Here is a 24770-nt window from a genome sequence, read left to right as displayed (position 1 = left end):
GCGGGGCGCACTTCGATGAGCAAAAAGGGGAATGTACCTACACCCACGCCTATAGCGCGCCAATAGCTGCCGTTGGCACAATGCCCGGAAGCAGACATTGGCGAGAGGCAGTGAGGAGGGCCCATCACGTGCCGCGTCAGAAATTCACGGTGGCCCTTTCGCCATGCCGACGGCCAAAGTCGATTCTCTCAAAGCCGCATTCCACCATCGACGGCGATCTCGGCGCCGTTGATATAACTGCCCTCACGTGAGCAAAGCAGCAGGGCGACACCCGCACAGTCTTCGGCACGCCCGAGCCTGCCGAGCGGAATGCGTGCGAGCACCTGCTCCTCCCGTCCAGGCTGGCCAAGCACTGCGCGGTTGCGATCGGTCAGGATCGCGCCGGGCCGGATGATGTTGCAGGTGACATCGGGCGCACGCAGGGTCCGCGCCAGATTGAGGATCATGTTGGTCTGCGCCGCCTTGGTGGCCGCGTAATAGAAATGCGTCGGATTGGGGCGTGTCTCCTGGACGCTGCCGATGGCGATGATCCGGCCGAAGCCGCGCATCAGCATGCCAGGCAGGAAGGCCTGCAGCAGCCTCACTGTGGCATGAAGGTTGATCTCGGTTTGCGCAGCCATCGCGGCTTCCGAGACCGCATCCCATGTCTCCAGGGTTTCGACCGAGGCGCAGAGCACGAAAATGTCGGGTTCGTTTCCGTTCGCCTTCAGCTCTGCCGCCATGGCGGATGGGGCAGCGGCCTCCGCGAGATCGGCGATCAAGGTCGATGCCGCGAGACCTTTTGCCCGCAGATCAGTCGTTGCCGCGTCGGCTGCAACGACATCCCGGTCGTGGATGATCGCATGCGCGCCCGCCTCGGCGAGCCGCGTCGCGATCGCCAGGCCGATGCCGCGCGCCGCGCCGGTGACGAGCACGGTGCGCCCCGAAAGCGGCCCCGCCATCAGCCGAGCAGCGGCTTCACGCGGGCGACTGCATCGTCCATGGCCTGCTGCGGCGGCTTGCGGCCGAGCACGGCGGCCTGCGTCTCCTCGATGAAGATGTCGTGGGCGCGGGCCTGCTCGTCGAAGGCTGGCAGATGGATGCGCGAGGCCTTCAGCGCCGCGGCCTCGTCGGCGGCATAGGGCATCGCCGCCTTGAGCTTCTCGTCGGCATAGGTCGAGATCCGGGTCGGCCCGTTGCCGTTGAGCGCCATCGCCGTGGTGCCGGCCTTCGACGAGAGCGCGCGGATGAGTTCCCAAGCGAGCGGCTTCTGCTTGGCGTTCTTCGGGATCATCAGCGACCAGAACTCAACCGTCGGCGCGAAGGCGACCTTGCCGGCGAGGTCCGCCGCCATCGGCGGTAGCAGCGACTTGAAGCGCCCGCCATATTTGCCCTTGGCCGGGTCGTTGTAGGAGACGAGGCGCGCGAACGGATTGATCGTCATCGCCGCCCTGCCCTGCTGCATCCAGGTGGTGATCTCCTCATTGTTCACCGTGGCGAAGTTCCGCGGCAGCACGCCAGCCTTGTAGAGATCGGCAAGGATGGTCAGCGCTTTGACCATCGGAGGCTCGTTCGCGGTCAGCTTGCCGTCGGCCGTCATGTAGTCGCCGCCGAGGCAGCGCGAGACAGTCAGGAAATTCGAGGCGAAGACGGCGGTGAAGGCGAGGCCGTGGACCTGCGTGCCGTCCTCGCGCTTGAAGGTGAGCTTGCGCGCCACCTCGACCAGTCCCTCGAAGGTCGTCGGCAGCTTGTTGATGCCGCGTTCCTCCAGCAGCGCCTCGTTGTAGATCAGCGCATTGGTAGCGTGGCGGACCGGGATGCCGTGCAGGGCGCCATCGACCTTGAGCGGGCCGATCAGGCCGGGCGCGAAATCGTCGAAGGCCTCGATCGGCGCATCCTTGAGCAGCGTATCGAGCGGCTCGAACAGCTTGATATTGCGCGGCACGGCGCGGCCATTAACGAGATAGGCGACGTCGATCGAGGTCTCGGCCAGCGAGGCCTCGCGCAGCAGGCGCTCATGCACGGCATTGACGTCGCCGAAGGTGACCCAGCTCAGGTTCGCCCCGCTCGTCTTGCGGAAGGCTTCGGTGGCGTCGCCGCCCGGCCCGGTCGTGGCGGCGGTCTGGTGGACGCGGTGGCCGAGCGCGGTGAGCGTCTTCGCCTGGGCGAAGGCGCGACCTGGCAAAGCGGCAGCGGTTACGGCCGCGCCGGCGAGAGCGCCGAAGCGGCGGCGTGAGATCGGAAAGGTCATGGCGTCTCCTCCGGGCCTTTTCTGCCTTATGATCAAGCCGGCAACAGCGGCTGCACGCGCTTGACCAGCGAGGCCATCGCCTCCTCCGGCGTCTTCATGCCGAGCACCGCGGCCTCCGCCTCCTCCTTGAACAGGTCGCCGGCGCGGGCCGCCTCGTCGAAAGCCGGCAGCGGCACGCGCGCCACCTTCAGCACTTTCAGTTCTTCGGCCGCGTAAGGCACGGTGCCGGCGAAGCTCTGATCGGCATAGGTCGAGGCGCGGACCGGGCCGTTGCCATTGAGCGCGGCCTTCAGCGTCGCCTCCTTCGAGGCCATGGCCTTCATGAAGCTCCAGGCGAGGTCTTTGCGCTTGGCGTTCTTCGGGATGACCATGCCCCAGAACTCGACCTTGGCCGGGGCGGCATCGTATTTGCCCGCCAGCGTCTTGGAGGCTGGAACGGCGATCGTCCTGATCTTACCAGAGAATTTCGACTTCTGCGGATCGTTGTAGATGCGGTTGCGGCCCATGCTCTGCAGGCTCATCGCGGCGCGGCCCTGCTGCATCCAGACATTGACGTCCTCGGGCGAGAGCGTCGCGAAATTGCGCGGGAAGGCGTTGGCCTGGAAGAGCTCGCGCAAGGTCCGGATCGCGTTCAGCATCGGCGGCTGGTCGGCGGCGCATTTGAAGTCGGGCGTGATGAACTCGCCATCCCAGGCGCGGGCGAGGTCGATCACGTTGGGATAGGTCACGCCCGGCATACACAGGCCGACGACCTGCGTGCCGTCGGAGCGGCGATAGCTGCAGGCCCTGGCGATCTCGATCATCTCCTCGATCGTCGCCGGCGGTTTGGAGAAGCCCTTCTCGGCCAGAATCTCCTCATTGTAGTGCAGGCCGGAGGAGGCATGCCGGAACGGGACGGCGAGCTGCTTCCCGCCGACAGTCATGCCCTGCATCAGCCCGGTGAAGACGTCGGCCGGGTCCTCGAGCGGATCGCGCTTGAGATAGTCGTCGAGCGCTTCGAACAGGTTTGCGGCGCGCGGCACGACCTGCGTATTGAGGACGAAGCCGACATCGACCGAAGTCTCGCCGAGGCTCGCCTCGCGGAACAGTCGCTCCTGCAACGGGCCGGTGTCGAAGGTCGTCCACTGGACGCCGACGCCGTTCTTGGCGGCCCAATCCTTGGTGATGTCGCCACCCTGTGCGCCGGTCGAGACCGTCTGCATGACGCGATGGGCAAAGACGTTGAACGGCCCGCCTTGCTGCGCGCGTGCGCCTCCGGCGCCTAGCGCCGTGAAACTCAGCCCGAGGATGCCGGCGCCGAACTGCCTACGATTCAGCCCTGTCTCCGTCGTCATGCCTGTCCTCCCGATGGTTCGCGAGTTCCGCGATGGCGGCTTCTGCCGCTTCGAAATGCTTGTTCATGGCGGCGAAAGCCGCGGCCTGATCGCCGACGCGGATCGCCTCGACGACGCGCACATGCCGCGCGAAGGTGCGGCGCCAGTCGTCCCTGGTGCGCTTCTCGCGCGAATTGAAGATCTCCATGACCTCGTGGATCACCGGCCGAAGACCCCTGATCTGGAAATCGAGCAGACGATTGCCGGAGGAGGCGGCGATCGCCTCGTGGAAGTCGAGATCAGCCTCGATCCAGCGCGGCACATGGCCGAGTGCATCCTCCATGCGGGCGAGGATCAGGTCGAGCTTCTCGACATCATCAGCCGAGCGCCGCGCGGCGCTATGGGCTGCGATCGGCGGCTCGAGGATGCGGCGCAATTCCACTGCCTCGGTCAGGCCATTGGCCCGGCCGCGCACGGCGAAACGATAGAAGCGGTCGAGCGGGGCGGCATCGAGCGCCTGAATGCGGGTCGGCTTGCCCTGCTGGATGTGCACAACGCCCATCGCCGCGAGCTGGCGGATGGCCTCGCGGGCGATCGGCTTGCTGACGCCGAAGGAAGCGGCGATCCGCGCCTCCGACGGCAAGGCGTCGCCGGGCTTTAGCCTGCCGTCCTGGATCGCTTGGGTGATGCGCTGGATCACGGCGTCGCCAAGCCGCATAGGCACGACGTCACCGCCGGCGAATGGGTCGTCGCCACCCAGCAGGGATGAAGCGGCATCGCTCATCAATCACCTCCGTTCGGAGATCATTGACAGATGCCGCTCAACTTGGCAACTGTTCAACCTATCAGATAAGTTGAACACTCGGGAGGACGCCGCTTCATGCCGGCCAGCCGCATCTCGAAGGTCACCGTACATCCGCTGCGGGCGACCCTGCCCAAAGTCCAACGCACGTCGCAGGGCGACTATCCGGCGATCGAGATCGTCGTGGTCGAGGTCGAGACGGAGGATGGCGTCATCGGCTTCGGCGAAGGTCTCTGCCGCCGCGGCGCCGCCGGCTACGCCCGCTTCATCGAGGAGGCGCTGGTGCCGCGCCTGCTCGGCCGCGATGCCGCCGACCGGCGCTTGCTCTGGAAGGCGATGCGCGCCGCCTTGTCTGGGCGCCCGGGCGGCCAGATAGTCGAGGCGATCGCGGCGGTCGACATCGCGCTGTGGGACATCGCCGGCAAGCAGGCAGGCCAGCCGATCCACACGCTGCTCGGCGGTATGGGCCGCAAAGAAGTCGCCGCCTATGCCTCCTCGATCAACTGGCTCGACGATGCCACGGTCGAGGCCGAGGTCGCCGCTGTGCTGAAGGCCGGTTTCCGCGAGATCAAGGTCAAGCTTGGCCGTCCGCTGCGCGACGCGATCGCCCGCGCCAGGCTCGTGCGCAAGCTGGCCGGCGACGACATCGCCCTCTATGTCGACGCGAACTGGGCCTATGACGTCGACGACGCGCTGATCGTCGGGCGGGCGCTGGCCGATCTCGGCTATGGCTTTTTCGAGGAGCCGATCGCGCCGCAGGATCGCGAAGGCTATCGCCGCCTCGCCCAGCACCTGCCGATCCGGCTCGCCGCCGGCGAAAGCGATTTCGTCGCGACCGACGCGCTGATCTCGCTGCAGGACCGCTCACTCGGGCTGATCCAGCCGGACGTGACGCGCTCGGGCGGGATCAGCGAGACCTGGCGCATCTGCGAGCTCGCCGCCGCCTTCAACACGGCTTATGCCCCGCATGTCGGCTGGTCGGGCGCGATCTGCGTCGCCGCGAGCCTGCAGCTCGCCGCGGCGGCCGAGACCTTCCGCACCTTCGAGTGCATGGTCTACCAGAACCCGCTGCGCGACGCCTTCACCCACCCGATCGTCGGTGAGGGCTCCCAGCTGGTCGAGGGCAAGCTTGCCGTGCCGCAGGGACCGGGACTCGGCATCGAGATCGACCGCGACGCGCTGGCGCGCTTCAGGATCGCGTGACAATGCGCTGTGTTCTCAGCCTCCAATACCTCCGGAGTCATCCCGGACAAGCGGCGAAGCCGCGCCGATCCGGGATCCATTCCGGAACGGCTCAGGCATGGATCCCGGGTCTGCGCTTCGCTTCGCCCGGGATGACTAAGGTGGGGAACCATAGATGAGTCAGAGGACGCCTCTCTCCGCCATCGCACTGGTCTCGCCGGTCCAATTGATGATCGGCGGCATCATTTTCTTGCCGGCGATCTATGTCTTCTGGCTCAGCCTCAACCAGTCCTCCTTCGGCCAGGCGGCGAGCTTCGTCGGCTTCGCCAACTACGCGAAGGTGCTGGGCGACGCCTATTTCTGGAAGGCGCTGCTCAACACGGTGATCGTCGTCGCGGTGGTCGTCCATGTCGAGCTCCTGCTTGGCCTCGGCATGGCGCTGTTCTTCGCCTCGGGCGTGCCGTTCCGGCCGCTGCTGCTGGCGATCGTGCTCGCGCCCTATGCCGTCAGCGAGGTCTCAGCGGTGGTGATGTGGCGCTTCCTGTTCGAGCCGGATGTCGGGATGATGAGCCGGCTTCTGATGTCGCTCGGCCTGCCGCCGATCGAATGGGCGGTGAACCCGAGCCACGGCCTCGCCATGGTCAGCCTGCTCTCGATCTGGCTGCATCTGCCGTTCAGCTTCATCATACTCTACGCGGCGAGGCTCTCGATCCCGAGCGATCTTTATGAGGCCGCCGCAATCGACGGCGCCTCGCCATGGACCTCGTTCCGCCGGGTGACGCTACCGCTGCTGATGCCGGCGCTGCTGATCGCCGCCCTGTTCCGCTACATCTTCGCCTTCCGGCTGTTCTCCGAGGTCTGGCTGATGACCGGCGGCGGCCCGGCGCGCTCGACCGAGGTGATGGCGGTCTATCTCTATCTCGAAGCCTTCCGCTACAACGCGTTCGGCCCCGCCGCGGCAACCGGCTGGCTGCTGGTGCTCGCCTCGCTCCTGCTTGCGCTGTTCTATCTGCGCCGGCTCTACAAGGAGATGTTCGCGCGTGCCTAAGCTCCTGCGCCATCTCCTCAAGCTCGTCGGCGTGCTTGCGATCGTCGCCTGGTCGCTGGTGCCGATCGGCCTGATCGCACTGTCGTCCTTCAAGGCCGACCGCGACATCTTCTCGACCGGCAGCACCTTCGCCTTTGCGCCGACCTTGGCCAACTACCAGGCGCTGTGGAGCCGCTGGGGCGACTTCTTCTTCGGTTTGTGGAACAGCTTCCTCGTCACGGTTGGCGCAACCGTGCTTGCCGTCGGCGTCTCCCTGCTCGCCGGCTTCGCCTATTCGCGCTTCGCCTCGAAGGGCCTGCAGGCCTCGGCCTTCTTCCTGATCTTCATCCGGCTGATCCCGCCGATCGTGATCACCCTGCCGCTGTTTCCGGTGGTGAACTGGCTCGGGCTAAACGACACGCATTTCGTGCTGATCGTGCTCTACGCCACCTTCTTCGTCTCGCTCGGCACGGTGGTGATGCGCACCTTCATCGACCAAATCCCGCGCGAGCTGGACGAGGCCGCGATGATGGACGGCGCCTCGCAGATTCAGATCATCGCCCGCGTGATCCTGCCGATGGCGGCGCAGGGCATGCTGGCGGTCTCGGTCTTCGTCATCGTCTACGCCTGGAACGAGTTCCTCTTCGCCTTCATCTTCACCACGACCAAGGCCAAGACCGCGCCGCTGGTGATCTCCGAGATGATTGGCGCCGTCGAAGGCGTCGAATGGGGCGTGCTCTTCGCCGCCTCGACCGTGCAGCTCGGGCCGGTGCTCGCCTTCGTCATCCTCATGCAGAAGCATCTCGTCGCGGGCCTGACCGCCGGCGCGGTGAAAGGGTAATCGCCATGACCGACATCGACGCCCTGCGCCGCGCCATCCGCGAGGCCGATCCGCAGCTCAGCCGCTTCGATCCGCTGCCCCGCATCATCTGTCTCGACGATTTCGACCGCGGCATGTGCGGCTGGACGCAGCTAGTCGGCAACTACGAGGAGACGCTGGATGCGATGCTGCCGGGCTATGCCCAGCACAGCCACGCCATGCTCTCGACCCTGCCGAACTGGGATTTCGGCTCGCATGGCGGCGTCGATGGCTCCTATGCGCTGAAGATCGCAACGCGACCAAAGAAGGGCGCGCAGAACGTCGCGATCAAGCGCCTGACCTTCCGAAAGCCGGGGCCGATCCGTCTCGAAGCCTATTTCACCTTCAAGCCCGAGGCGAGCGAACTGCAGCTCTCGGAGACCGATATCCGCTCCTTCGGCTTCCTCTACGATCTCCAGATCGGCGACACGTCCGGACCCGGCGATCGCGTCATGCCGCATTTGCGCTTCCTCAACGCGCAGGACGGCAAGCACCTGCAGAAATGGCAGTTCAAGCGGAAGACGACGCCGATCAAGCCGATCGGCCATGCCGGCAAGACGATCACGCACTACCACCTCGCGCCCGACGACTGGGAAGACCTGCCCGGCGGCGAGCAGCGGCTCTGCTACAACGAGATCCCGACCAAGGTGAACTGGCACTATCTGCGCTTCGACTTCGACCTCGGCGCGATGCAGGCGACACGTTTCCAGGTCAACGACCGCATCTTCGCCATGGACAACTTCGACTGCATCCGCATCCCGGCGATGAAGAACCTGTGGTGCATGCTCAATCTCGCCTTCTTTGCCGAGACCGACACCGACAAGCGCGCTTTCGCCTATCTCGATTCCGTCTGCCTGTCGGGAGAGTTCTGATGCTGCCAGAGAACCTGACCGCCGTCGTCGCCCGCAACGAGAGCTGGATCGGCGAAGCTGCGACCGAACCATACGAGGCCGGCTGGGCGAAGGAGGCGATCGTCTTTGTGCGCGCGCTGAAGCAGCCGAAGGGGCCTTTGCCAAAGGCGAGGGTCGAAATCTCCGCAGACGGCATGCATTGGTGCCATGAGGGTTCGGAGTTTCCGCTGCCGGCGAGCAAGGACGCGGTGACCTTCCAGCGCCTTGCCCATTTCGGCAATTTTGTGCGCGTGGCGGCGACGCTGCCGGAGGGCGCCGAGGTCACCGTGCTGGTGACACTTCATCTCAAAGCCTGACAGGGCGGAATGCAGAATGTGCTAGAACATGGCTCGGGCACTTCGCCCGAAAGCGGGCCTCCAGAGCAAGACGATGGCGCGCTCGAAACCGACCAGGCACGCCGCTTCTCGCTCCAGAGCTCTCTCGCGGCGGAGATTGCGGGCATCTGAGATATCGTTCCGTCGGAACGGATCGTCCTGATCCAGCCCTCTTCCTTGAGCAGATGTGCCTGCTCGACAATCGCATTCGAGATTTCCGGCCCCGATTCAGAGACAGGCGCTCGCTAGGCAAAAGAACCGATGCGCCTCGTACAAGACCAGCATCCGCGACACCGGCAGCAAAGGTCGAGCCAGCCATCCCATTGGGGGAAAGTGCCGAAGCTCACCACGTCATTCCAGATGTCATGGGCGCGCCGATAACGCTCGAAACCTGCGTTGTGATCTGCCGGGCCTGCCATATCAGCGCCCATCGGGGCGGCTCATGGCGCAATACGGAAATCTACAAGGACATCCGCAAACTGCCCATGTCCGAACAGATCCGGCGCATTGCCGCTCACTACAGGGGATGAAACTGGCCCGCCGGGAAAGGGGCCGACGGCCCCTTGGGATCGGCAGGTATAAACGCAGCCCTACCCCCAGCGCCCGAGTCTGCATTTCAGTTCAAAGGGAAATTCTAAACGCGATGCGATCGTAAAAAACGCACCCTTCCCTTGCGGAGCATGCTCCGGGCTGCACGATCGGTATCGATTCCCCGCACAAGGCGCAGTCAGATGCGACTCAAACGCGCCAAGGACCCGGGCGATCAGCCGCGCCGGCAGAGGATCGATCTCTTTCCAGCCTTCCGCTACAGCAACGCCTTCGACATCTGCGTCTCGGCGGCCGGCTACAACGCGTTCCACGAGAACCTGCTGGGCGCAATACCGACGATCTTCGTGCCAAACGAGGCGGAAGAAATGGACCTGCAGCTGGTCCGGGCCAAATACGCGGAGGTCTTGGGGCTGGCGCTGCTGCTGCGCAGGGACCACGATCGCTATCGGATCGGCGAGGTGGTGGAAACGATGCTCGACGATCGCGTTCGAAACGGGATCAGACTGCGCTGCCAGCGACTTGATCGGCGCAATGGAGCAGACGACATCGCCAGCTTCGTCACAATGGCCGCGCATATGCTGAGAACTGACCGACCATTCAGCTGAACCGGACGCCTTTGCTGGGCGCCAGGAACTGCCGTTCAAGGCCTGCCAGGAAGCGGACATGTCGGTGAGGCTCGGTTGGCGACCGCACGCCAAGCTTCCTCTCCCAGCGTCGAATATGACGAGGCCCAGCGGCTGCTGCCGAGAGGGCGGCGCCCGGTTACTGCTGTGGCGCGCAGACCATGCGCTGAGCTTCGCGCGGCCTCCGTGCCCCCTCCCGTCCGTCAAAGGCATCTGAGCTCCCGGAGTGAGCACGGGCACAGTCGGTCAAAGCAGCATCGCGCCGAAATTGCGGGCCGGGTCCATTTCCGGCACGAGCCGACCGGTCGGTCTGGCTGCCCAGCCGCCGGTGCGGGCCAGCCAGCGACCGCTGCCAGGCGTGGCCTTCACCACCCCTTCAGCGATGACGCTCCGCCCGCGGACGAGCACGGTCTCGGGCCAGCCAATGGAATGACGTCCGGCAAAAGGCGTGAAACCCGTCCGGTCATGCATCATGGCGTCCGTGACTATGACCTTGCGATGCGGATCCCAGATCGCGATGTCGGCGTCATAGCCCGGCAGGAGCGCGCCCTTGCCCGGCAGGTTGTAAATCTGTGCCGGCGCGGTCGCGGTCAGCTGAACGAAGGCATCCAGCCCCCGCCCCGCGAATTCGGGCCGCTCCTTCGACACCATGGCGTCGAAGAGCAGCGGCAGCCTCGTCTCCAGCCCCGGCAAGCCGTTGGCGATCTGCTTGAAGTTCGGATTGGGACCGGCCGAGAGCTTACCGGTCTCGTCGAAGCGATAGGGCGCATGGTCGGACGAGATGGTCTGAAGATCGCCGAGAGCCAACCCCTGCCACAGCGCCTCCTGATCGTCGGTCTCGCGCGGCGGCGGCGAGCACATCCATTTCGCGCCTTCGAGGCCGGGTTTGTCGAGGTCGTCCTTCGTCAGGAAGAGATATTGCGGGCAGGTCTCAGCGAATATCTTCAGGCCCCGCCCCCGCGCCGCACGGACGGCCTCGACGCCTTCGCGGGTCGAGACGTGGAAGATCATCACCGGCTGGTCGAGCAGTTCGGAGGCCGCGATCAAGCGATTGAAGGCCTCCGCTTCCGACACGCGCGGATGGCTGACGCCGTGATATTTCGGCGCGACATAGCCCTTCTCGACGAGACGGCGCGCCATCCAGGCGATCATGCCGTGGTTCTCGGCATGGACGCAGACGAGCGCGCCGTTCTCGCGCGCCGTCAGCAGGAGGTCGAGCAAAGGTTCATCGTCCACCTTGATCAGGTCATAGGTCATGAAGACCTTGATCGAGGCGTGCCCCTCCGCGATCAGCGCCGGCAGGTCGGTCTCCAGCGTCTTGCGATCGGGATTGGCGACGATCAGGTGGAAGGCGTAGTCGATCATCGCGCCACGCCGGGCGAGCGCCGCATAGTCGTCGACGACCTTGCGCAGATCGAGCCCGCGATGCTGGGCGGCGAAGGAGATCAGCGTGGTGGTGCCGCCGAACGCGGCAGAGGCGGTAGCGCTTTCGAAGCTGTCTGCGTTGAGCAGGCCGCCGGCCGAGACCTGCTCGACATGGGCGTGGGTGTCGACGCCGCCGGGCAGGACAAGCTTGCCGGTCGCGTCGATCTCGTGCGTGGCCCGGCCGAGCCCCAGCCCGAGGGCGGCGACCTTGCCGTCCTTGACCGCGAGGTCGGCGCGGAAGCTGCCGGTCGCGCTGCCGATGGTGCCGCCACGGATGATGAGGTCGTAAGGGGTCGTCATTGCGTTGATCCTCGTCTCAGGGGCCGACCATCACGGTGCCGAGCGCCATGGCGACGGCGGCCTGTGTCGGGTCGATCACCGGCACGCCCAGCGCCCGTTCGAGCGGGGCTCGGTGGCGGGCCATGCCGGCGCAGCCCATCACGACCACCCCTGCTCCGTCCAGATCGCGCAGCTCCCGACCCTTCTCGATCATGCGGGCGAGCGTGCCTTCGCCCGAGGCACTTTCGGCGACCGACATCTCCAGCGCGCGCTCGCCCGCCAGCCGCTCCATCAGCCCCATCTGGCGCAGATAGCGGATATGACGCGGGATGGAGCGCGACTTGATGGCGATGACCCCGAAACGATCGCCCCTCGCCAGCGCCGTCAGCACGCCGCATTCGGCGATGCCGAAGACCGGCTTTGCCGTTCCCTCGCGGCAGACATGCAGGCCCGGATCGGAATAGCAGGCGATGACGAAGGCATCGGCGTCGGCCGCCTCGATGCGCCGGCGCAGCGGCATGGCCACGGCCTCGACATGCTCCTGCGTTTCGATGCCGAAGGGACCTTCGGCCAGCGTCTCGCAAAAGATTTCGGGGCTGCCCGGGCGCGCGAAAACCGCCAGCGCCTGGCGCAGCCCTTCGGTGACGGCCTCGTTCGAGTTCGGATTGATGACGAGGATGCGGCTCATGGTCTGTCTCCCGGAAAGGCTGCGCCCCTTGCGGCCGGGCCTTTGGTCGGCGGCAGTCTTTACGCCTCAGGCGGCGGCACTGCGCCGGTCTGGCTGGTGATGATCCCGTAATGCTCGATGCGGCGATGGCGAGCGAAATCGAAGATGGTCGATTTGCCGAAGGCCGTCTCATCGAGATCGCAGGCATGCACCAGCAATTCGTCGCCTTCCGTCTTGGCCTCGGCGACGATCTCGCCGTTAGGGTCGACGATCAGCGAGCCGCCGATCATATGGTGCCCGTCCTCGTCGCCGGCCTTGGCCACCGCCACGACCCAGGTGGCGTTCTGATAGGCGCCGGCCTGGACGCTGAGGCGGTTGTGGAAGAGGCGCTTTTCAGGGCCCTCTGCGCCGCGTTGCGAATTCACCGAGGGGGTGTTGTAGCCGATCAGCACCATCTCGACGCCCTGCAGGCCCATGACGCGGTAGGTTTCCGGCCAGCGCCGATCGTTGCAGATCGCCATGCCGAGCACGCCGCCCAGCGTGCGCCAGACCGGGAAGCCCAGGTCGCCCGGCTCGAAATAGCGCTTTTCGAGATGCTGATGCGTGCGCTCGGGATCGTATTCGGCGTGGCCGGGCAGATGGATCTTGCGGTACTTGCCGACGATGACGCCGGTCTTGTCGACGAGAATGCTCGTGTTGAAGTGATGCCCGTCCGATGTCTTTTCGGCGTAGCCAAAGGACATTGCGATGCCGTGCTCGCGCGCCCGGTCGAACAGGGCCTGCGTCGCCGGGCCGGGCATCGCATCCTCGAACCAGATGTCGGCCTCGCCACGGTCCTCGTAATACCAGCGCGGAAAGAAGGTCGTCAGCGCCAACTCGGGATAGACGACCAGATCGGCACCCTTCCCCTTGGCTTCGTCGAGCAGCGCGATCATGCGGGCGATCACGGCCGCGCGGCTGTCGGCTTTCTGGATCGGGCCCATCTGGGCGGCGGCGACGGTGAGCATGCGCATGGCGCGTCCTTTCGATGATGGCCGCTCAGCGGGCGGCGACGTGTTCGAGGCGGCTGACGAGCCTGACCGCCGGCCAAAGCAGCGCGAAATAGATCAGCGCGGCCAGCACGATCGGCGAGGCGTTGAAGGTGAGAGAACGGGCCATGTCGGCCGAGTAGAGCATCTCCTGCAGCGAGACGACGCTGGCGAGAGAGGTGAGCTTCACCACCTCGACCGTGTTCGAGACGAGGTCCGGCAGCACGTTGCGCAGGCCCTGCGGCAGGATCACCCAGGTGAACGTCTGATCCGCCCTCAGCCCCGTCGAGCGCGCCGCCTCCCACTGCCCGGCGGGGACGCTCTCGATGCCCGCACGGATGATTTCGCCGTAATAAGCGGCGTTGTTGAGAAAGAAGGCGATCACGACCGCCGTGAGCGGCGAGATGCGCAAGCCGAGAAAAGGCAGCCCCGAATAGACGAGGATCAACACCACCAGCGGCGGTAAGGCGCGCATCAGGTCGACGAGCAGCGTCACCGAAACCCGCAGGGCGCGAACCGTGGATCGGCTGGCCAACGCCACCAGCACGCCGCCGATGAGGCCCATCGGGATGACGATCAGGCAGATGAGTAGCGTGGTCTTCAAGCCCTGCAGCACCAGCGGCAGGGCCTTGGCCATAATGTCGAGATTGAAGAACTGCTGGAGGAGCACGTCCATTACTGGCGCCTCCAGGCAAAGCGGCTCTCGATCAGCCGACCGAGGCCGATGACCGGGATGAAGAGCAGGAGATAGGCGAAGGCGCCCATCAGCAGCGGCGTGGCATTGCCCGAGAAGGAGACCGCGGTCGTTGCCTGGTTGATGATCTCCGGCACGCCGATCACCGTTCCCAGTGCGGTGTTCTTGGTGATGGCGATGGTGCGGTTGGTCAACGGCGCCACGGCGAGGCGCAGCGCCTGCGGCAGGACGACGTAGAGAAGCGTCTGGGTCTCGGTGAGCCCGGTCGAGCGGGCAGCCTCGCGCTGGCCGCGTTTCACTGCGATCAGCCCTGCCCAGACGATTTCCTCGGCGAAGGCGGCGAGCACCAGCGAAAGCACGAGCCAGAGCACCGCGAAGCTTGGCAGTTCGATGCCGACATTGGGCAGGCCGAAGAAGACCAGCAGCACGAGAACGAGCGGGGGCACCGCGCGGAAGAGATCCACGAAGAACATCAGCGGCCAGGCAAACCAGCGGCCGGCCCGCCAGCGCACCAGCGCGAGTGCCAGGCCCAAGAGCAGGCCCGTCCCGACGACGAGCGCCGCGATCTCGATCGTCACGACGAGCCCGCTCAGGATCGCCGGCCAGGTGGCGGCGATCAGCTTGGCGTTCAGGAAGCTGTCGAGGAAGCGATCCATGGCGCTACCGGGCGACCTCGGAGACGAAGGTGCGGGTGCGCTCGTGGCGTGGCGAACCGAAGATCTGCTCGGGCGGGCCCTGCTCGACGATGACGCCGCCATCCATGAAGACGACGCGGTCGGCCGCCTCGCGGGCGAAACGCATCTCGTGGCTGACGACCAGCATCGTCATCCCGGCGGCACGCATGTCGCGCATTGCCTGCAGCACCGAGCCGACGAGTTCGGGGTCGAGCGCCGAGGTCGGCTCGTCGAACAGCATCAGGCCGGGCTCCAGCGCCGAGGCGCGGGCAATGGCAACGCGCTGCTGCTGGCCGCCAGAGAGTTCCCCCGGATAGGAAGCGGCCTTATGCGCGAGGCCGACGCGCTCCAGCGCGGCCATGCCGATGCGCTCGGCCTCGGCGCGCGGCTTCTTCAGAACCTTGCGCAGCGCCAGCGTGACGTTCCCCAGCGCGCTCATGTGCGGGTAGAGGTTGAAGGACTGGAAGACCATGCCCATACGCCGGCGCAGCGCGTTGATGTCGATCCTGTCGGCCAGCACCTCCTGCCCGTCGAACCAGATCGAGCCGCCGCTGGCCTCTTCCAGCCGGTTGCAGCAACGCAGCAGCGTGCTCTTGCCGGAGCCGGAAGGGCCGATGAGGAAGACGAGTTCACCGGGCGAGACGGCGAGGTCGATGCCCTTGAGGACCTCGGCCGCGCCATAGCTCTTGCGCAGGCCGCGGATGTCCAGCAGCGGGTGGGCCGGACGCATGGTTCCAGCCTGTCCGCGAGCCGACGCAATCGCCTCGCTCACTTGCAAGTGGGGGTATGCGCCGCGGCATCGTAGCCCGGCATGTCGGGCACGCCATAACCCGGGAACGGAGTGACGGCGGCGGAGCCGGCCGCCGGCTTGGTGCCGAACCATTTCTCATGGAGAGCGGTAATGGTGCCGTTGGTCTTCAGGCACTCGATGGCCTGGTCGAGCTCGCTGCGCAGCGGCCCGGAATCCTTGCGCAGTGCGACGGCCCACACCAGCCCGGTCGAATAGGTGTAGGAGAGCTGGATCTGCGGATTGCTCTTGGCCGCCCACTGCACGACCGTGTTGCCGGCGACATTGGCGTAGGCCCGGCCGGAGATGACGGCCTGGACGGCGTCGGTCTGCGTGCCGAAGGATTCGACCTTCCAGCCGATCTTCTCTTCGAGGCCGCGCGCCCAGCTGTCATAGGCCGAGCCCTTGTTGACCGAGATGACCTTGCCCTTGAGTTCTTCGAGGGCGGTGATCGGCGGCGCGCCTTTCTTCGTCAGGAACTGGAAGTCGGTGTTGAGATAGCCTTCGGTGAAGAGCAGGCTTTCGGCGCGCTCCTTGCTGACCGTCACCGGCGCGACGATGAAGTCGTAGGTGCCGGCCTGCAGGGCCGGGATCAGCCCGGAAAACTGAGCGGCATCGACTGTCACCGTCTTGCCGAGCTGCTTGCCGATGGCCTCGGCCAGATCGACGTTGAAGCCCTCGATGCCGCCGGAGAGCTTGGGCATGGCGTGAGGCGCGAACGTGCCATCGACGGCGGTCTTCAACGTCGTCTGCGCCATCGCGGTGGGCGCAAGCAGCAAGGTCAAGCCGATGGTGGCGATTCTGGCGAACATGGCGCGCTCCTGGGAACGGGAAACCGCAGGATAGTCAGGGCCGGAAAGCCGCCACAATATCAGATCTAGAAAAATCACTAGCCCTACTATCAATCAAATTTATACTGCCCGCGATCTGTCCAGAGGAGCCGGCCGACGTGCTGAATTTGCGGCAACTCGAGATCTTTCGGGAGGTCATTCGCTGCCAAACGACAGTGGCGGCGGCGCAGGGGCTGGCCTTGTCGCAGCCGGCGGTGAGCACCGCGGTCAAGCAGATGGAACGGCAGCTCGGCTTCCAGCTGTTCCAGCGGCAGGGTAACCGGCTGATCCCGACGCCGGAAGCGCTCGAGATGTATCGCGACAGCGATCCCATCTTCTCGATGGTCCAGTCCTTCTCGCGCAAGGTCACCGCACTGCGCGACACGCGCAGCGGCTCGCTACGGCTTCTCGCGACGCCCCCGATCGCCAATGCACTGGTGCCCCGCGCCCTGGCGCGCTTCGCCAGCAACCGGCCGGAGCTGCATGTCGATTTCGACGTGCGCCGTACCGATGGTGTCATCGAAGGGCTGGAGAGCGGCGCAGCCGATCTCGGCGTCTCGCTGGAGCCCTATGCGAGGCCGGGATTGGAGGCGGAACTGATCGGTGCCGGGCAGATGGTCTGCGCCATGACGCGGGACCATCCGCTGACCGCCAAAAGCGAGATTTCTCCTGCCATGCTCTCCGGCCACCGGATGATCGGCTTCGAGCCGGGCGCACGGCTCGGGCTGCTGCTGCAGCGGGACTTCTTCGCCGGTGCGCGCCCGGCCTGCCCGATCGAGGTGCGCTACAGCAACACGGCCTGCCTGCTGGCCGAGGCCGGCCTCGGCGTGGCGCTGGTCGATTCCTTTACCGCGATCAGCGGCAGCCGCTACCGGCTGGAAGTGCGGCCCCTTAGCCCGCGCGTCTCGGTCGAGGCCTACGCGCTCTATCAGAAGGCGCGCACCCCCAAACGGCTCATCCGAGCCTTCATCGACGAGCTGAAGAAGGCGGTTCGCCCCGCCTTCCTGGAGACCGGCGAAGATCGCTGAAGTCACAGGAGCGCAGTGCTTGGCTGGCCCGCAAGAAGCGTCGGCTCCGGACGGCCCACGCTCTCGGTCGCCAGCCCCAGGCGATCCGCTTCTGATGCGGCGGCGGCAGAGTGCGAAGCGCCAGGAGCAGAATTTGGCGCACCCCACGAAAGCAGACCTCGGGATCTGCAGTGATTGGCGCACTGCAGGATCAATTGTTTCCGAAGCGCCGATCGTCGAGCGATCAAGCCCGACGGATCGTCCTCGCATTTGGCGATGGGATCGGCGCTGGACTATCGAGAGGCGATCGCCGTCATCTCGACGAGCAGGTCCGGATAGGCAAGGCGCGCCTCGACGGTCGCGCGGGCCGGAGCGTGGTCTTTTGCGACCCAGGCGTCCCAAGCTTCGTTCATGGCGGCGAACCCCGCCATGTCGGCGAGATAGATGGTAACGCTGGCCAGGTTGTTCTTGGAGACGCCGGCATGGGCCAGCGTCTCATCGAGGCTGCGCAGAACTTCCTCGGTCTGCACCTTGACGGATTGTCCGCGCGTCTGCTCCGCGACATGGCCTGCAAGGAAGATCAGATCTCCGACGATGACTGCGTCGCTCCAGCGTTCCGTCATCCCAATTCGTTCGATCATAGGGTCAGCTCCATCTACCCGGTCTTCGGCCGATTTCCGGGGGTCGGTTCACCAGCGCTGATCGCCTCTATGACGCATATGGCGACGACGCCATATCGCCGCGATGCGCCACCTGCAGACATTCTCTCTCTAGCCGAGCAGACGTCGATGACGTGATCGACACTCAGTCGCCGGCAATTTCCAGTCCAGTTGAAGGATCGATCCGTTTTCCATCACGCCGCAGAGCTGTCGTTACAAAAAAGAAAACGGAGCATCGCGGAACATGCTGACCTCTCCTGCCGTTCGGCCCTAGGGGGATCGGAGATGGCTGCGATGCCAACCTACGTTGTGCGCATGGATGTCGGCGAAGGACCCGATCGGGGAGAACCAATGGAATTCCCCGACGCCTCGGCAGCCCGCCGGGACGCACAGATCGCGATAGCCGAGATCGCCCGGGATCATATTCCTGGCAAGCGCGAAGCCCATATGGCCGTCGAAATAGACGACGAGCATGGCGCAGCGATCTATCGCGCGAAACTGGAATTTAGCGGTTACGACGGCGAAGAGCCGGAGATGGACCCTGATGGAACCCGACCGCCACAGAACGGACCATGTGAGTGAGCAAGCCAATCGCGTTGATCGTCGAAGACGAGCCACTGCTGATGATGCACGCGGTCGATATCGTCGAGGATGCGGGGTTCGATGTTCTGGAGGCGGCCAATGCGGACGCCGCCGTCGCCATCCTGGAGACCCGCGACGATATTCGCGTCGTTATCACCGATGTCCAGATGCCGGGCAGCATGGACGGGGTCAAGTTGGCCAAGGCGGTGCGCGATCGCTGGCCGCCGATCCTGATCATCGTGGTCTCGGGTCACCACAAGCTACAATCAGGCGAATTGCCGGACGATGTGACATTCTTGAGCAAGCCTTATTCCGCGCGTCAGATGCATCAGGCACTTTCGCGGATGGGTTAGTCGAAGGACGAGGTGATATTGCGCCGGAACAATTCTTCGTCGTCCGGCGTGCCACTGATTTTGTCCTGGTCCGGGAGCGGCGCCTCGACTGTAAACAAGACACCGGATGGCAGGTAACTCAGCGAGCCCTTGCCATTGAGTTCGGCCGTCAGCACCTTTTCGATGAGCCGAGTGCCGAAACCGCGGCGGCTGGGCTGGCCTGTGACCTTCGGCCCCCCGACCTCCTGCCAGCGGAACTCGATCATCTTCGAGCCTGCGTGATCGGCAATTTGCCAATCGATCACGACATGACCGTCGGGCACCGACAAAGCGCCGTACTTCGCCGCGTTGGTCGACAACTCGTGCAGAGCAAGCACCATCGCCATGGCCGCCCGAGGCGGCAAGCTGATTGGCGGACCGCCAACGCGGAAGCGCCTTGCCCCCGGGGCTTCGAAAGACTCTGTGGCACTCGCGACCACCTCCGCGATGGTCGCACTCTGCCATTCCTCCCGCGTCAGCAGGTCATGAGCCGATGCCAGCGACTGCATGCGTGCGGTGAGAACCTCGGTCGCTTCCTGGAGCGAACCTGCATTGCGCAGCGTCTGCGTCGCGATCGACTGGATGGTCGCCATCGAGTTCTTGACGCGATGCTTCAACTCGGCGGTGAGCAGCAGCCGCTGCTCTTCATTACGGCGGCTTTCGGTAACATCGAGCGTGACGCCGGCCATGCTGAGTGGCTTGCCTTCCGCGGAGTAGTAGGGCCGCGCGCGCGCCATGATCCAGCGCGTTTCGCCGCTCGGTATCTCGATCCGGTATTCCTGCTCGTAGTCGTGATGTTCCTCGATGGCGTCCTCGACGGATTGCTGCATTCGCTGCCGCTCTTCCGGCACGACTGTCGCGATGAGGTCGTGATAGGTGAAGGGTTCGGCCGGCTGTCGCCCGAAATTGCGCTTGCAGATGTCCGAGCAGGTCAGCCGCATGTCGGTGAGGTCGAGCGTCCATGAGCCGAGGCGGGCCGCCTGGATGGTGAACTTGAGGCGCTCCTCGGACTGCCGGAGCTCGCGGGTGCGGCGCTCGACCTCCTTCTCCAGCTTGTCATGCTCGCGCTGGAGACGCACCAGACGGTCGCGCTCCAGCGTGACGTCGAACTGGGACGCGAAGAAATAGGTCAGGTGGCCGTCCTCGTCGAAAACTGGCGAGATCAGCACGCGGTTGAAGAACCGACTGCCGTCCTTGCGGTGATTGACGATCTCCATCTCGATCTGCGAGCGGCGCTCGATCGCGTCGCGCAGCTTAGCCACATCGGCGGAATCGGTATCCGGCCCTTGAAGAAATCGGCAGTTGTGCCCGAGACACTCCTCGCGCTCGTAGCCGGTCAGGCGCAGGAAAGCGTCGTTGACGAAGACGATCGGATTGTCGGGCTGGTTGGGATCGGTGATCAACATCGGCATCCGCGTTGCGCGGACGGCGGATGCGAACGGGTCCGATGACTTGCCGACCTTGTCGATCTCGCTCTCGATACGATCGTGCTCGGTTTCGGCATTCATGCGTTCTGGATCTCCTCGTGTGCTTCGTAACCCGAGACGTTCCCGATAGTCGTGTCATTTGCTGGACGACGCGACGGCATATGGCTGTAGCGAGAATGCAACTCTCTCGACCGCGGTGAGTTCAATCGTGGATTCGTCGAACCTACCGAAGCTCCTTATGGATGCGCGGCTTACCTCAGATTATAGGGCAAAATGATAGCCGCCGAACGCGACGCCCGATTCATATGCAGCCCCGGCCGGGGACGGTGGACCTGCGACGCCTGACATAAAGTACCGTAGGTCGGACGTATCCCAGTGGCGCGGGGATGCGGCGCAGCCAACGCCCCGATAGTCCATACCTTCGGCCCGTACCCGCTGAACCGCTTCCAGGTGATTGCTGGGTAGGTGGTTACGGACTGATCGGATCTCCCCATCTCGGGATGCTGTTCAAGCCGCGCGGCTGCCGCAGCAGAGTGTATTGACACGAATAAATCAGCAGTCGATTCCAGCGCATATGATGACCGGTCCAATGCAGAACATCGCCCTCACGCCCGATCTTGAGGATTTCGTATCCGAGCAACTGGCCTCTGGTCATTATGCGGATTCGAGCGAAGTGGTCCGCGCCGCCTTGAAAGTCCTCCGGGATAGGCCTCGCCTTTCGACGCCGAAGGAACGCACGGCATGGCCAGTGGCCGGGGGAGAATGTGGTGCGTTGATCCGCGAGCGGGACTGGGCAGCGACCAGCCTCGGCGCCGTCGATACCTGGCCGGTCGAAATGCGAGCCACGATCGCCAATATCGTGAACTCCCCGGTGGCCAAGGTGCTGATGTGGGGGCCCGACCACATCATGCTCTACAACGATGCCTACAGGACGATAGCCGGGGAGCGTCATCCTTCGGCTCTCGGCAGCCCGGTTGCGATGGCGTTTCCCGAGGTATGGGACTGGAACCGCCCAATTCTGGAAGCCGGCCTGCGCGGCGAAACCATCTCCTATCGCGACCAGCCCATCGAATTCGACAGGCCAGACGGCAGGACGACGCTCTATCTCGACCTGTTCTATACGCCGGTCTACGAAGCCGATGGCGGCGTCGGCGGCGTCATGTGCACCATCGTCGACAACAGCGCACGGGTCGAGGCGGAACGGCGCGTCGCCGTCAGCGAAACCGAATTGCTGCGGGTCACCGACGCCCTGCCGATGCTGGTCTCTTATGTCGACCGGGAGCACGTCTATCGCTTCGCCAACATCGCCTACGAAAGCTGGTTCGGGATGTCGCCCGCCAGCATGATCGGGCGACACGTCAGGGACGTCATCGGCGATGCGCCTTATCAGGATCGCCGAGCAGATCTCGACCGCGGGCTTGCGGGTGAGCGCTTCACCGCAGAAACGACGATGCCCCACCGTGATGGCGTGACTCGCCGGCTCGAGGTTCGCTATGTGCCGCGCATTGAGCCGGACGGCTCGATCCCTGGCGTATACGTTCTGGGAATCGACGTGCAGGAGCGTGCTCTGCGCGAGGCGGCACTGGCGCGCAGCAACAGCCGGTTTCGTCGGGCGATGGATGCCGTTCACGGGGTTTTGTGGACCAACAGTCCCGACGGCCGGATGGATGGCGAGCAGCCCGGCTGGGCTGCGCTCACCGGTCAGACCTATGAGGAATACCAGGGTTTCGGCTGGGCTGACGCTGTGCACCCCGATGACCGGTCCGCATCCGTCGAAAGCTGGAACGCGGCCGTCGATGCGCGGAGTATGTACGTCCACGAGCACCGCGTGCGCGACAGCAGCGGCAGCTGGCGCACCTTCGCGATCCGGGCCTTGCCGGTGTTCGACACGGTCGGAGAGATCGTCGAATGGGTCGGCGTCCATACCGACATCACCCATCAGCGAGCGGCTGAAGCCGCTCTTCGAGCGCAGGCCGAGGACCTCGCCCGGCAGGTACGGCATCGCGAGCGGGCCGAGGCGCAGTTGCGACAGCTGAACGATAACCTGGAGGCTCGCGTCATCGCCGAGATCGACGAGCGGCGGCAGGCCGAAGCCAAGCTTGCGCAGGCTCAGAAGATGGAGACGGTCGGCAAGCTCACGGGAGGCGTCGCGCACGACTTCAACAATTTGCTTCAGGTCGTGGCAGGCAACCTCCAGCTTCTGGCAAAGGACATCGCCGGCAATGAACGCGCCGAGCGACGCGTAACCAACGCGATGGCCGGCGTCTCCCGCGGGGCCAAGCTCGCCTCGCAGCTTCTCGCCTTCGGACGCCGTCAGGCGCTCGAACCCAAGGTCGTCAATGTCAGCCGCTTCGTGCGCGGCATGGACGACATGCTGCGCCGCGCGCTCGGCGAAGCTATCGAGATCGAGACCGTGGTCGGCGGCGGCTTGTGGAACACGTTCATCGACCCAGCCCAGATCGAGAACGCCTTGCTCAATCTCGCGATCAATGCCCGCGACGCGATGGAGGGCCAGGGGAAGCTCACCATCGAACTCTCGAACACCATGTTGGACGATGCCTATGTCCGCGCCCATGACGACGTGACGGCGGGGCAGTACGTCATGCTGGCGGTCACCGATACCGGCAGCGGCATGGCGCCCGAGATCATCGACAAGGTGTTCGAGCCGTTCTTCTCGACGAAGGGCGAGGGCAAGGGCTCGGGGCTCGGCCTCTCCATGGTCTATGGCTTCGTCAAGCAATCGGGGGGCCATGTTAAGATCTATTCCGAGGTCGGGCATGGCACGACGATCAAGCTCTATCTGCCCCGCGCACTCGAGAGCGAGGATGTCGAGGTCGCGGTCGATACCGGCCCCGTCGCGGGCGGCACCGAGACGGTGCTCGTGGTCGAGGACGACGAGGAGGTTCGCGCGACGGTCGTCGAGCTCTTGGCCGATCTCGGCTACCGCGTGCTCAAGGCCGTCGATGCCGCAAGTGCGCTGAACGTGATCGAGAGCGGCGTTCCGATCGACATGCTCTTCACGGACGTCGTGATGCCCGGCACGCTGAAGAGCCCGGAACTGGCCCGCAAGGCGCGTGAGCGCCTCCCGAACATCGCCGTGCTGTTCACCTCGGGGTATACCGAGAACTCCATCGTGCATGGGGGCAAGCTGGATGCGGGCGTCGAGCTGCTCTCGAAGCCCTACACGCGCGAAGCGCTGGCGCGAAAGGTCAGGCACGTCCTGGCAAACCAGCAGCAGCGGAATGCCGCAGCGGCCCAACGCAGGGAGCCGGAGATGGCCGCCGTGCCGGCGCCGCCGGCCGCCGCGAATGCGCGACGCACCGTACTCCTTGTCGAAGATGATGCGCTGATCCGCATGAACACGGCCGAAATCATCGAGGAGGCGGGCTTCGTCGTTGTGGATGCCGGAAGCGCCGAAGAGGCGATGGCCGCGCTGCAGACGGCTCCCGTCGACATCCTGGTGACCGACATCAATCTCCCGGGAGCATCCGGCACCGAGCTTGCCGCTCGTGCACGCGAACTTCGGCCGCAGGTCGTGGTCGTGTTCGCGACCGGCGACGCGTCCACCGTCGCGAAGGACGAGCGCGCGTCGATCCTCGTCAAGCCTTACGGGGAACACAGCTTGCTGGAGGTTCTCGGCGTGAAAGCGCCTGCGAGCCAGCCAAGTTCGCTGAGCAGTTCCGACACCGACACGATATGAGGTCATGCCGGTGAAGCCATCCGCACATGCTGGCGGGTGGCCGATCACGCCCTCGTTTCACGTGGCCGTGTCCGACGCTCCGGCTTTGACGAAACGAGGAGAGTCATCCTGGGGGCGAGGGGTGGCATCGGCTCGGCGCTGGTGGAAGCTATCCCTGCATCCGACGAGTTCGCGGATCCCCTTTGGGGGCACGGGGAGGATTTCCGCACATGGCCGACATGACTGACGAGCAAAGCGTTCAGCAGGTCGCCGGTGTGATCGCCGCCGGCCCGCCCGTCAGCCTTGTGATCGTCGCCAGCGCGATCCTTCATGGTTCCGGCGTGACGCCCTAAGAGTCGTTGAGGGCGATCGATCCGGCAGCCTTCGCCAGACTGTTCGCGGTCAACGCCATCGGACCAGCCCTGATCGCCAAACTCTCATCCCGCTGCTGCCGAGGCAGGGTCGCTCGGTCTTTGCCGCGCGCTTGGCCCGCGTCGGATCGATCGAGGACAATCGCCTGGGTGGATGGTCTGCATACCGGGCCTCCAAGGCCGCGCTCAATCAGTTGATCCGCACCCTCTCGATCGAGCTGAAACGGACGCGGCCAGATGCTATCGCCCTGGCCCTGCATCCCGGCACTGTCGTCACAGCTCCATCGGAGCCCTATCGCGGCGAAGCAGGCAAGCCCGGGCCCTTCCGGCCGCGCGAAGCAGCAGCCCATCTTCTTGCTGTCGTTGACGCTGCCGTTTCTGAACAATCCGGACATCGTCTCGCCTGGGACGGATCTCGCATTCCGTTCTGACGTCCTGCTGAGATTGCCCGCGCTGCGCCAATAGCATGCGTAATCGGGC

25 protein-coding genes are annotated in these 24770 nt (G+C 65.1%); 11 read left to right on the top strand and 14 right to left on the bottom strand.

Annotated features, from left to right (window positions below):
• Positions 1 to 188: 188 nt before the first annotated feature.
• From V7S63_RS25095 to V7S63_RS25080, 4 genes are read right to left on the bottom strand one after another with little or no spacing between them, the layout of a single operon-like run.
• Positions 189 to 941 carry an SDR family NAD(P)-dependent oxidoreductase gene (locus V7S63_RS25095; protein ID WP_336532237.1) on the bottom strand — a complete coding sequence of 251 codons (753 nt, stop codon included), beginning with the start codon at positions 939 to 941 and terminating at the stop codon, positions 189 to 191.
• Positions 941 to 2230 carry an ABC transporter substrate-binding protein gene (locus tag V7S63_RS25090; RefSeq protein WP_336532236.1) on the bottom strand — a complete coding sequence of 430 codons (1290 nt, stop codon included), beginning with the start codon at positions 2228 to 2230 and terminating at the stop codon, positions 941 to 943. The genes V7S63_RS25095 and V7S63_RS25090 overlap by 1 nt, the downstream gene beginning before the upstream one ends.
• Before the next feature lie 32 nt (positions 2231 to 2262).
• Positions 2263 to 3564 (bottom strand): ABC transporter substrate-binding protein, encoded by a 1302-nt coding sequence (locus tag V7S63_RS25085; RefSeq protein ID WP_336532235.1) that lies wholly within the window; start codon positions 3562 to 3564, stop codon positions 2263 to 2265.
• Positions 3536 to 4327 (bottom strand): FadR/GntR family transcriptional regulator, encoded by a 792-nt coding sequence (locus V7S63_RS25080; protein ID WP_336532234.1) that lies wholly within the window; start codon positions 4325 to 4327, stop codon positions 3536 to 3538. Before V7S63_RS25080 ends, V7S63_RS25085 begins: the two co-directional genes overlap by 29 nt.
• 96 nt (positions 4328 to 4423) lie before the next feature.
• Between V7S63_RS25080 and V7S63_RS25075 the strand changes: the two genes are divergently transcribed.
• The 6 genes from V7S63_RS25075 to V7S63_RS25050 all read left to right on the top strand — a co-directional run bounded on the left by V7S63_RS25075 (position 4424) and on the right by V7S63_RS25050 (position 9792).
• Entirely contained in the window at positions 4424 to 5548 is a 1125-nt protein-coding gene (locus tag V7S63_RS25075; protein ID WP_336532233.1) for a mandelate racemase/muconate lactonizing enzyme family protein, read from the top strand.
• Positions 5549 to 5702: 154 nt separating this feature from the next.
• Complete coding sequence (locus tag V7S63_RS25070) at positions 5703 to 6575, top strand: carbohydrate ABC transporter permease (protein ID WP_336532232.1); 873 nt, start codon at positions 5703 to 5705, stop codon at positions 6573 to 6575.
• On the top strand, positions 6568 to 7395 hold the full coding sequence (locus V7S63_RS25065; RefSeq protein WP_336532231.1) for a carbohydrate ABC transporter permease: 828 nt from the start codon (positions 6568 to 6570) through the stop codon (positions 7393 to 7395). Before V7S63_RS25070 ends, V7S63_RS25065 begins: the two co-directional genes overlap by 8 nt.
• A 5-nt stretch (positions 7396 to 7400) precedes the next feature.
• Positions 7401 to 8285 carry a DUF6772 family protein gene (locus V7S63_RS25060; RefSeq protein ID WP_336532230.1) on the top strand — a complete coding sequence of 295 codons (885 nt, stop codon included), beginning with the start codon at positions 7401 to 7403 and terminating at the stop codon, positions 8283 to 8285.
• Positions 8285 to 8620: a hypothetical protein gene (locus V7S63_RS25055; protein ID WP_336532229.1), complete on the top strand. Its 336-nt coding sequence runs from the start codon at positions 8285 to 8287 to the stop codon at positions 8618 to 8620. Before V7S63_RS25060 ends, V7S63_RS25055 begins: the two co-directional genes overlap by 1 nt.
• Positions 8621 to 9318: 698 nt before the next feature.
• Entirely contained in the window at positions 9319 to 9792 is a 474-nt protein-coding gene (locus V7S63_RS25050; RefSeq protein ID WP_336532228.1) for a glycosyltransferase, read from the top strand.
• Between the two features lie 264 nt (positions 9793 to 10056).
• On the opposite strand, the gene hydA is transcribed toward V7S63_RS25050, so the two are convergent.
• The 7 genes from hydA to V7S63_RS25015 are packed head-to-tail and all read right to left on the bottom strand — an operon-like array spanning position 10057 to position 16176.
• Positions 10057 to 11535 (bottom strand): dihydropyrimidinase, encoded by a 1479-nt coding sequence (gene hydA, locus V7S63_RS25045; protein WP_336532227.1) that lies wholly within the window; start codon positions 11533 to 11535, stop codon positions 10057 to 10059.
• A 16-nt stretch (positions 11536 to 11551) separates the two neighbouring features.
• On the bottom strand, positions 11552 to 12202 hold the full coding sequence (locus tag V7S63_RS25040) for an aspartate/glutamate racemase family protein (protein WP_336532226.1): 651 nt from the start codon (positions 12200 to 12202) through the stop codon (positions 11552 to 11554).
• Positions 12203 to 12261: 59 nt separating this feature from the next.
• Positions 12262 to 13194 carry an N-carbamoyl-D-amino-acid hydrolase gene (locus V7S63_RS25035; RefSeq protein WP_336532225.1) on the bottom strand — a complete coding sequence of 311 codons (933 nt, stop codon included), beginning with the start codon at positions 13192 to 13194 and terminating at the stop codon, positions 12262 to 12264.
• Between the two features lie 25 nt (positions 13195 to 13219).
• On the bottom strand, positions 13220 to 13885 hold the full coding sequence (locus V7S63_RS25030; protein ID WP_336532224.1) for an amino acid ABC transporter permease: 666 nt from the start codon (positions 13883 to 13885) through the stop codon (positions 13220 to 13222).
• Positions 13885 to 14559 carry an amino acid ABC transporter permease gene (locus V7S63_RS25025; RefSeq protein ID WP_336532223.1) on the bottom strand — a complete coding sequence of 225 codons (675 nt, stop codon included), beginning with the start codon at positions 14557 to 14559 and terminating at the stop codon, positions 13885 to 13887. The genes V7S63_RS25030 and V7S63_RS25025 overlap by 1 nt, the downstream gene beginning before the upstream one ends.
• Positions 14560 to 14563: 4 nt before the next feature.
• Positions 14564 to 15307, bottom strand: coding sequence for an amino acid ABC transporter ATP-binding protein (locus tag V7S63_RS25020; RefSeq protein ID WP_100962171.1), 744 nt, complete (start codon positions 15305 to 15307; stop codon positions 14564 to 14566).
• A 38-nt stretch (positions 15308 to 15345) separates the two neighbouring features.
• Positions 15346 to 16176: a transporter substrate-binding domain-containing protein gene (locus V7S63_RS25015; RefSeq protein ID WP_336532222.1), complete on the bottom strand. Its 831-nt coding sequence runs from the start codon at positions 16174 to 16176 to the stop codon at positions 15346 to 15348.
• A 137-nt stretch (positions 16177 to 16313) separates the two neighbouring features.
• Here V7S63_RS25015 and V7S63_RS25010 point away from each other — a divergent pair, with 137 nt between their 5' ends.
• Entirely contained in the window at positions 16314 to 17222 is a 909-nt protein-coding gene (locus V7S63_RS25010; RefSeq protein ID WP_336532221.1) for a LysR family transcriptional regulator, read from the top strand.
• A gap of 272 nt (positions 17223 to 17494) precedes the next feature.
• On the opposite strand, the gene V7S63_RS25005 is transcribed toward V7S63_RS25010, so the two are convergent.
• A complete protein-coding gene (locus tag V7S63_RS25005) occupies positions 17495 to 17842 on the bottom strand; it encodes a RidA family protein (protein WP_336532220.1) in 348 nt (115 codons plus the stop codon).
• A 312-nt stretch (positions 17843 to 18154) separates the two neighbouring features.
• Between V7S63_RS25005 and V7S63_RS25000 the strand changes: the two genes are divergently transcribed.
• On the top strand, positions 18155 to 18442 hold the full coding sequence (locus V7S63_RS25000; RefSeq protein ID WP_143079825.1) for a DUF6894 family protein: 288 nt from the start codon (positions 18155 to 18157) through the stop codon (positions 18440 to 18442).
• Complete coding sequence (locus tag V7S63_RS24995) at positions 18439 to 18795, top strand: response regulator (RefSeq protein ID WP_336532219.1); 357 nt, start codon at positions 18439 to 18441, stop codon at positions 18793 to 18795. The genes V7S63_RS25000 and V7S63_RS24995 overlap by 4 nt, the downstream gene beginning before the upstream one ends.
• Here the strand turns inward: V7S63_RS24995 and V7S63_RS24990 are convergent.
• Entirely contained in the window at positions 18792 to 20321 is a 1530-nt protein-coding gene (locus V7S63_RS24990) for a PAS domain-containing protein (protein ID WP_336532218.1), read from the bottom strand. The genes V7S63_RS24995 and V7S63_RS24990 overlap by 4 nt on opposite strands.
• A gap of 508 nt (positions 20322 to 20829) precedes the next feature.
• On the opposite strand from V7S63_RS24990, the gene V7S63_RS24985 reads away from it, so the two are divergent.
• Together V7S63_RS24985 and V7S63_RS24980 are read left to right on the top strand one after the other, a co-directional pair.
• Positions 20830 to 23940, top strand: coding sequence for a PAS domain-containing protein (locus tag V7S63_RS24985; protein WP_336532217.1), 3111 nt, complete (start codon positions 20830 to 20832; stop codon positions 23938 to 23940).
• Positions 23941 to 24149: 209 nt separating this feature from the next.
• Positions 24150 to 24272 (top strand): hypothetical protein, encoded by a 123-nt coding sequence (locus V7S63_RS24980; protein ID WP_336532216.1) that lies wholly within the window; start codon positions 24150 to 24152, stop codon positions 24270 to 24272.
• On the opposite strand, the gene V7S63_RS24975 is transcribed toward V7S63_RS24980, so the two are convergent.
• Complete coding sequence (locus V7S63_RS24975) at positions 24269 to 24685, bottom strand: hypothetical protein (protein ID WP_336532215.1); 417 nt, start codon at positions 24683 to 24685, stop codon at positions 24269 to 24271. The genes V7S63_RS24980 and V7S63_RS24975 overlap by 4 nt on opposite strands.
• Positions 24686 to 24770: the final 85 nt, after the last annotated feature.

This window comes from Allobosea sp. CCNWLY174, from assembly GCF_037120455.1.
Taxonomy (GTDB): Bacteria; Pseudomonadota; Alphaproteobacteria; order Rhizobiales; family Beijerinckiaceae; genus Allobosea; species Allobosea lupini.
The sequence above is the reverse complement of the archived record's forward strand: the minus strand, read 5'-3'. Positions and strand labels throughout refer to the sequence as shown.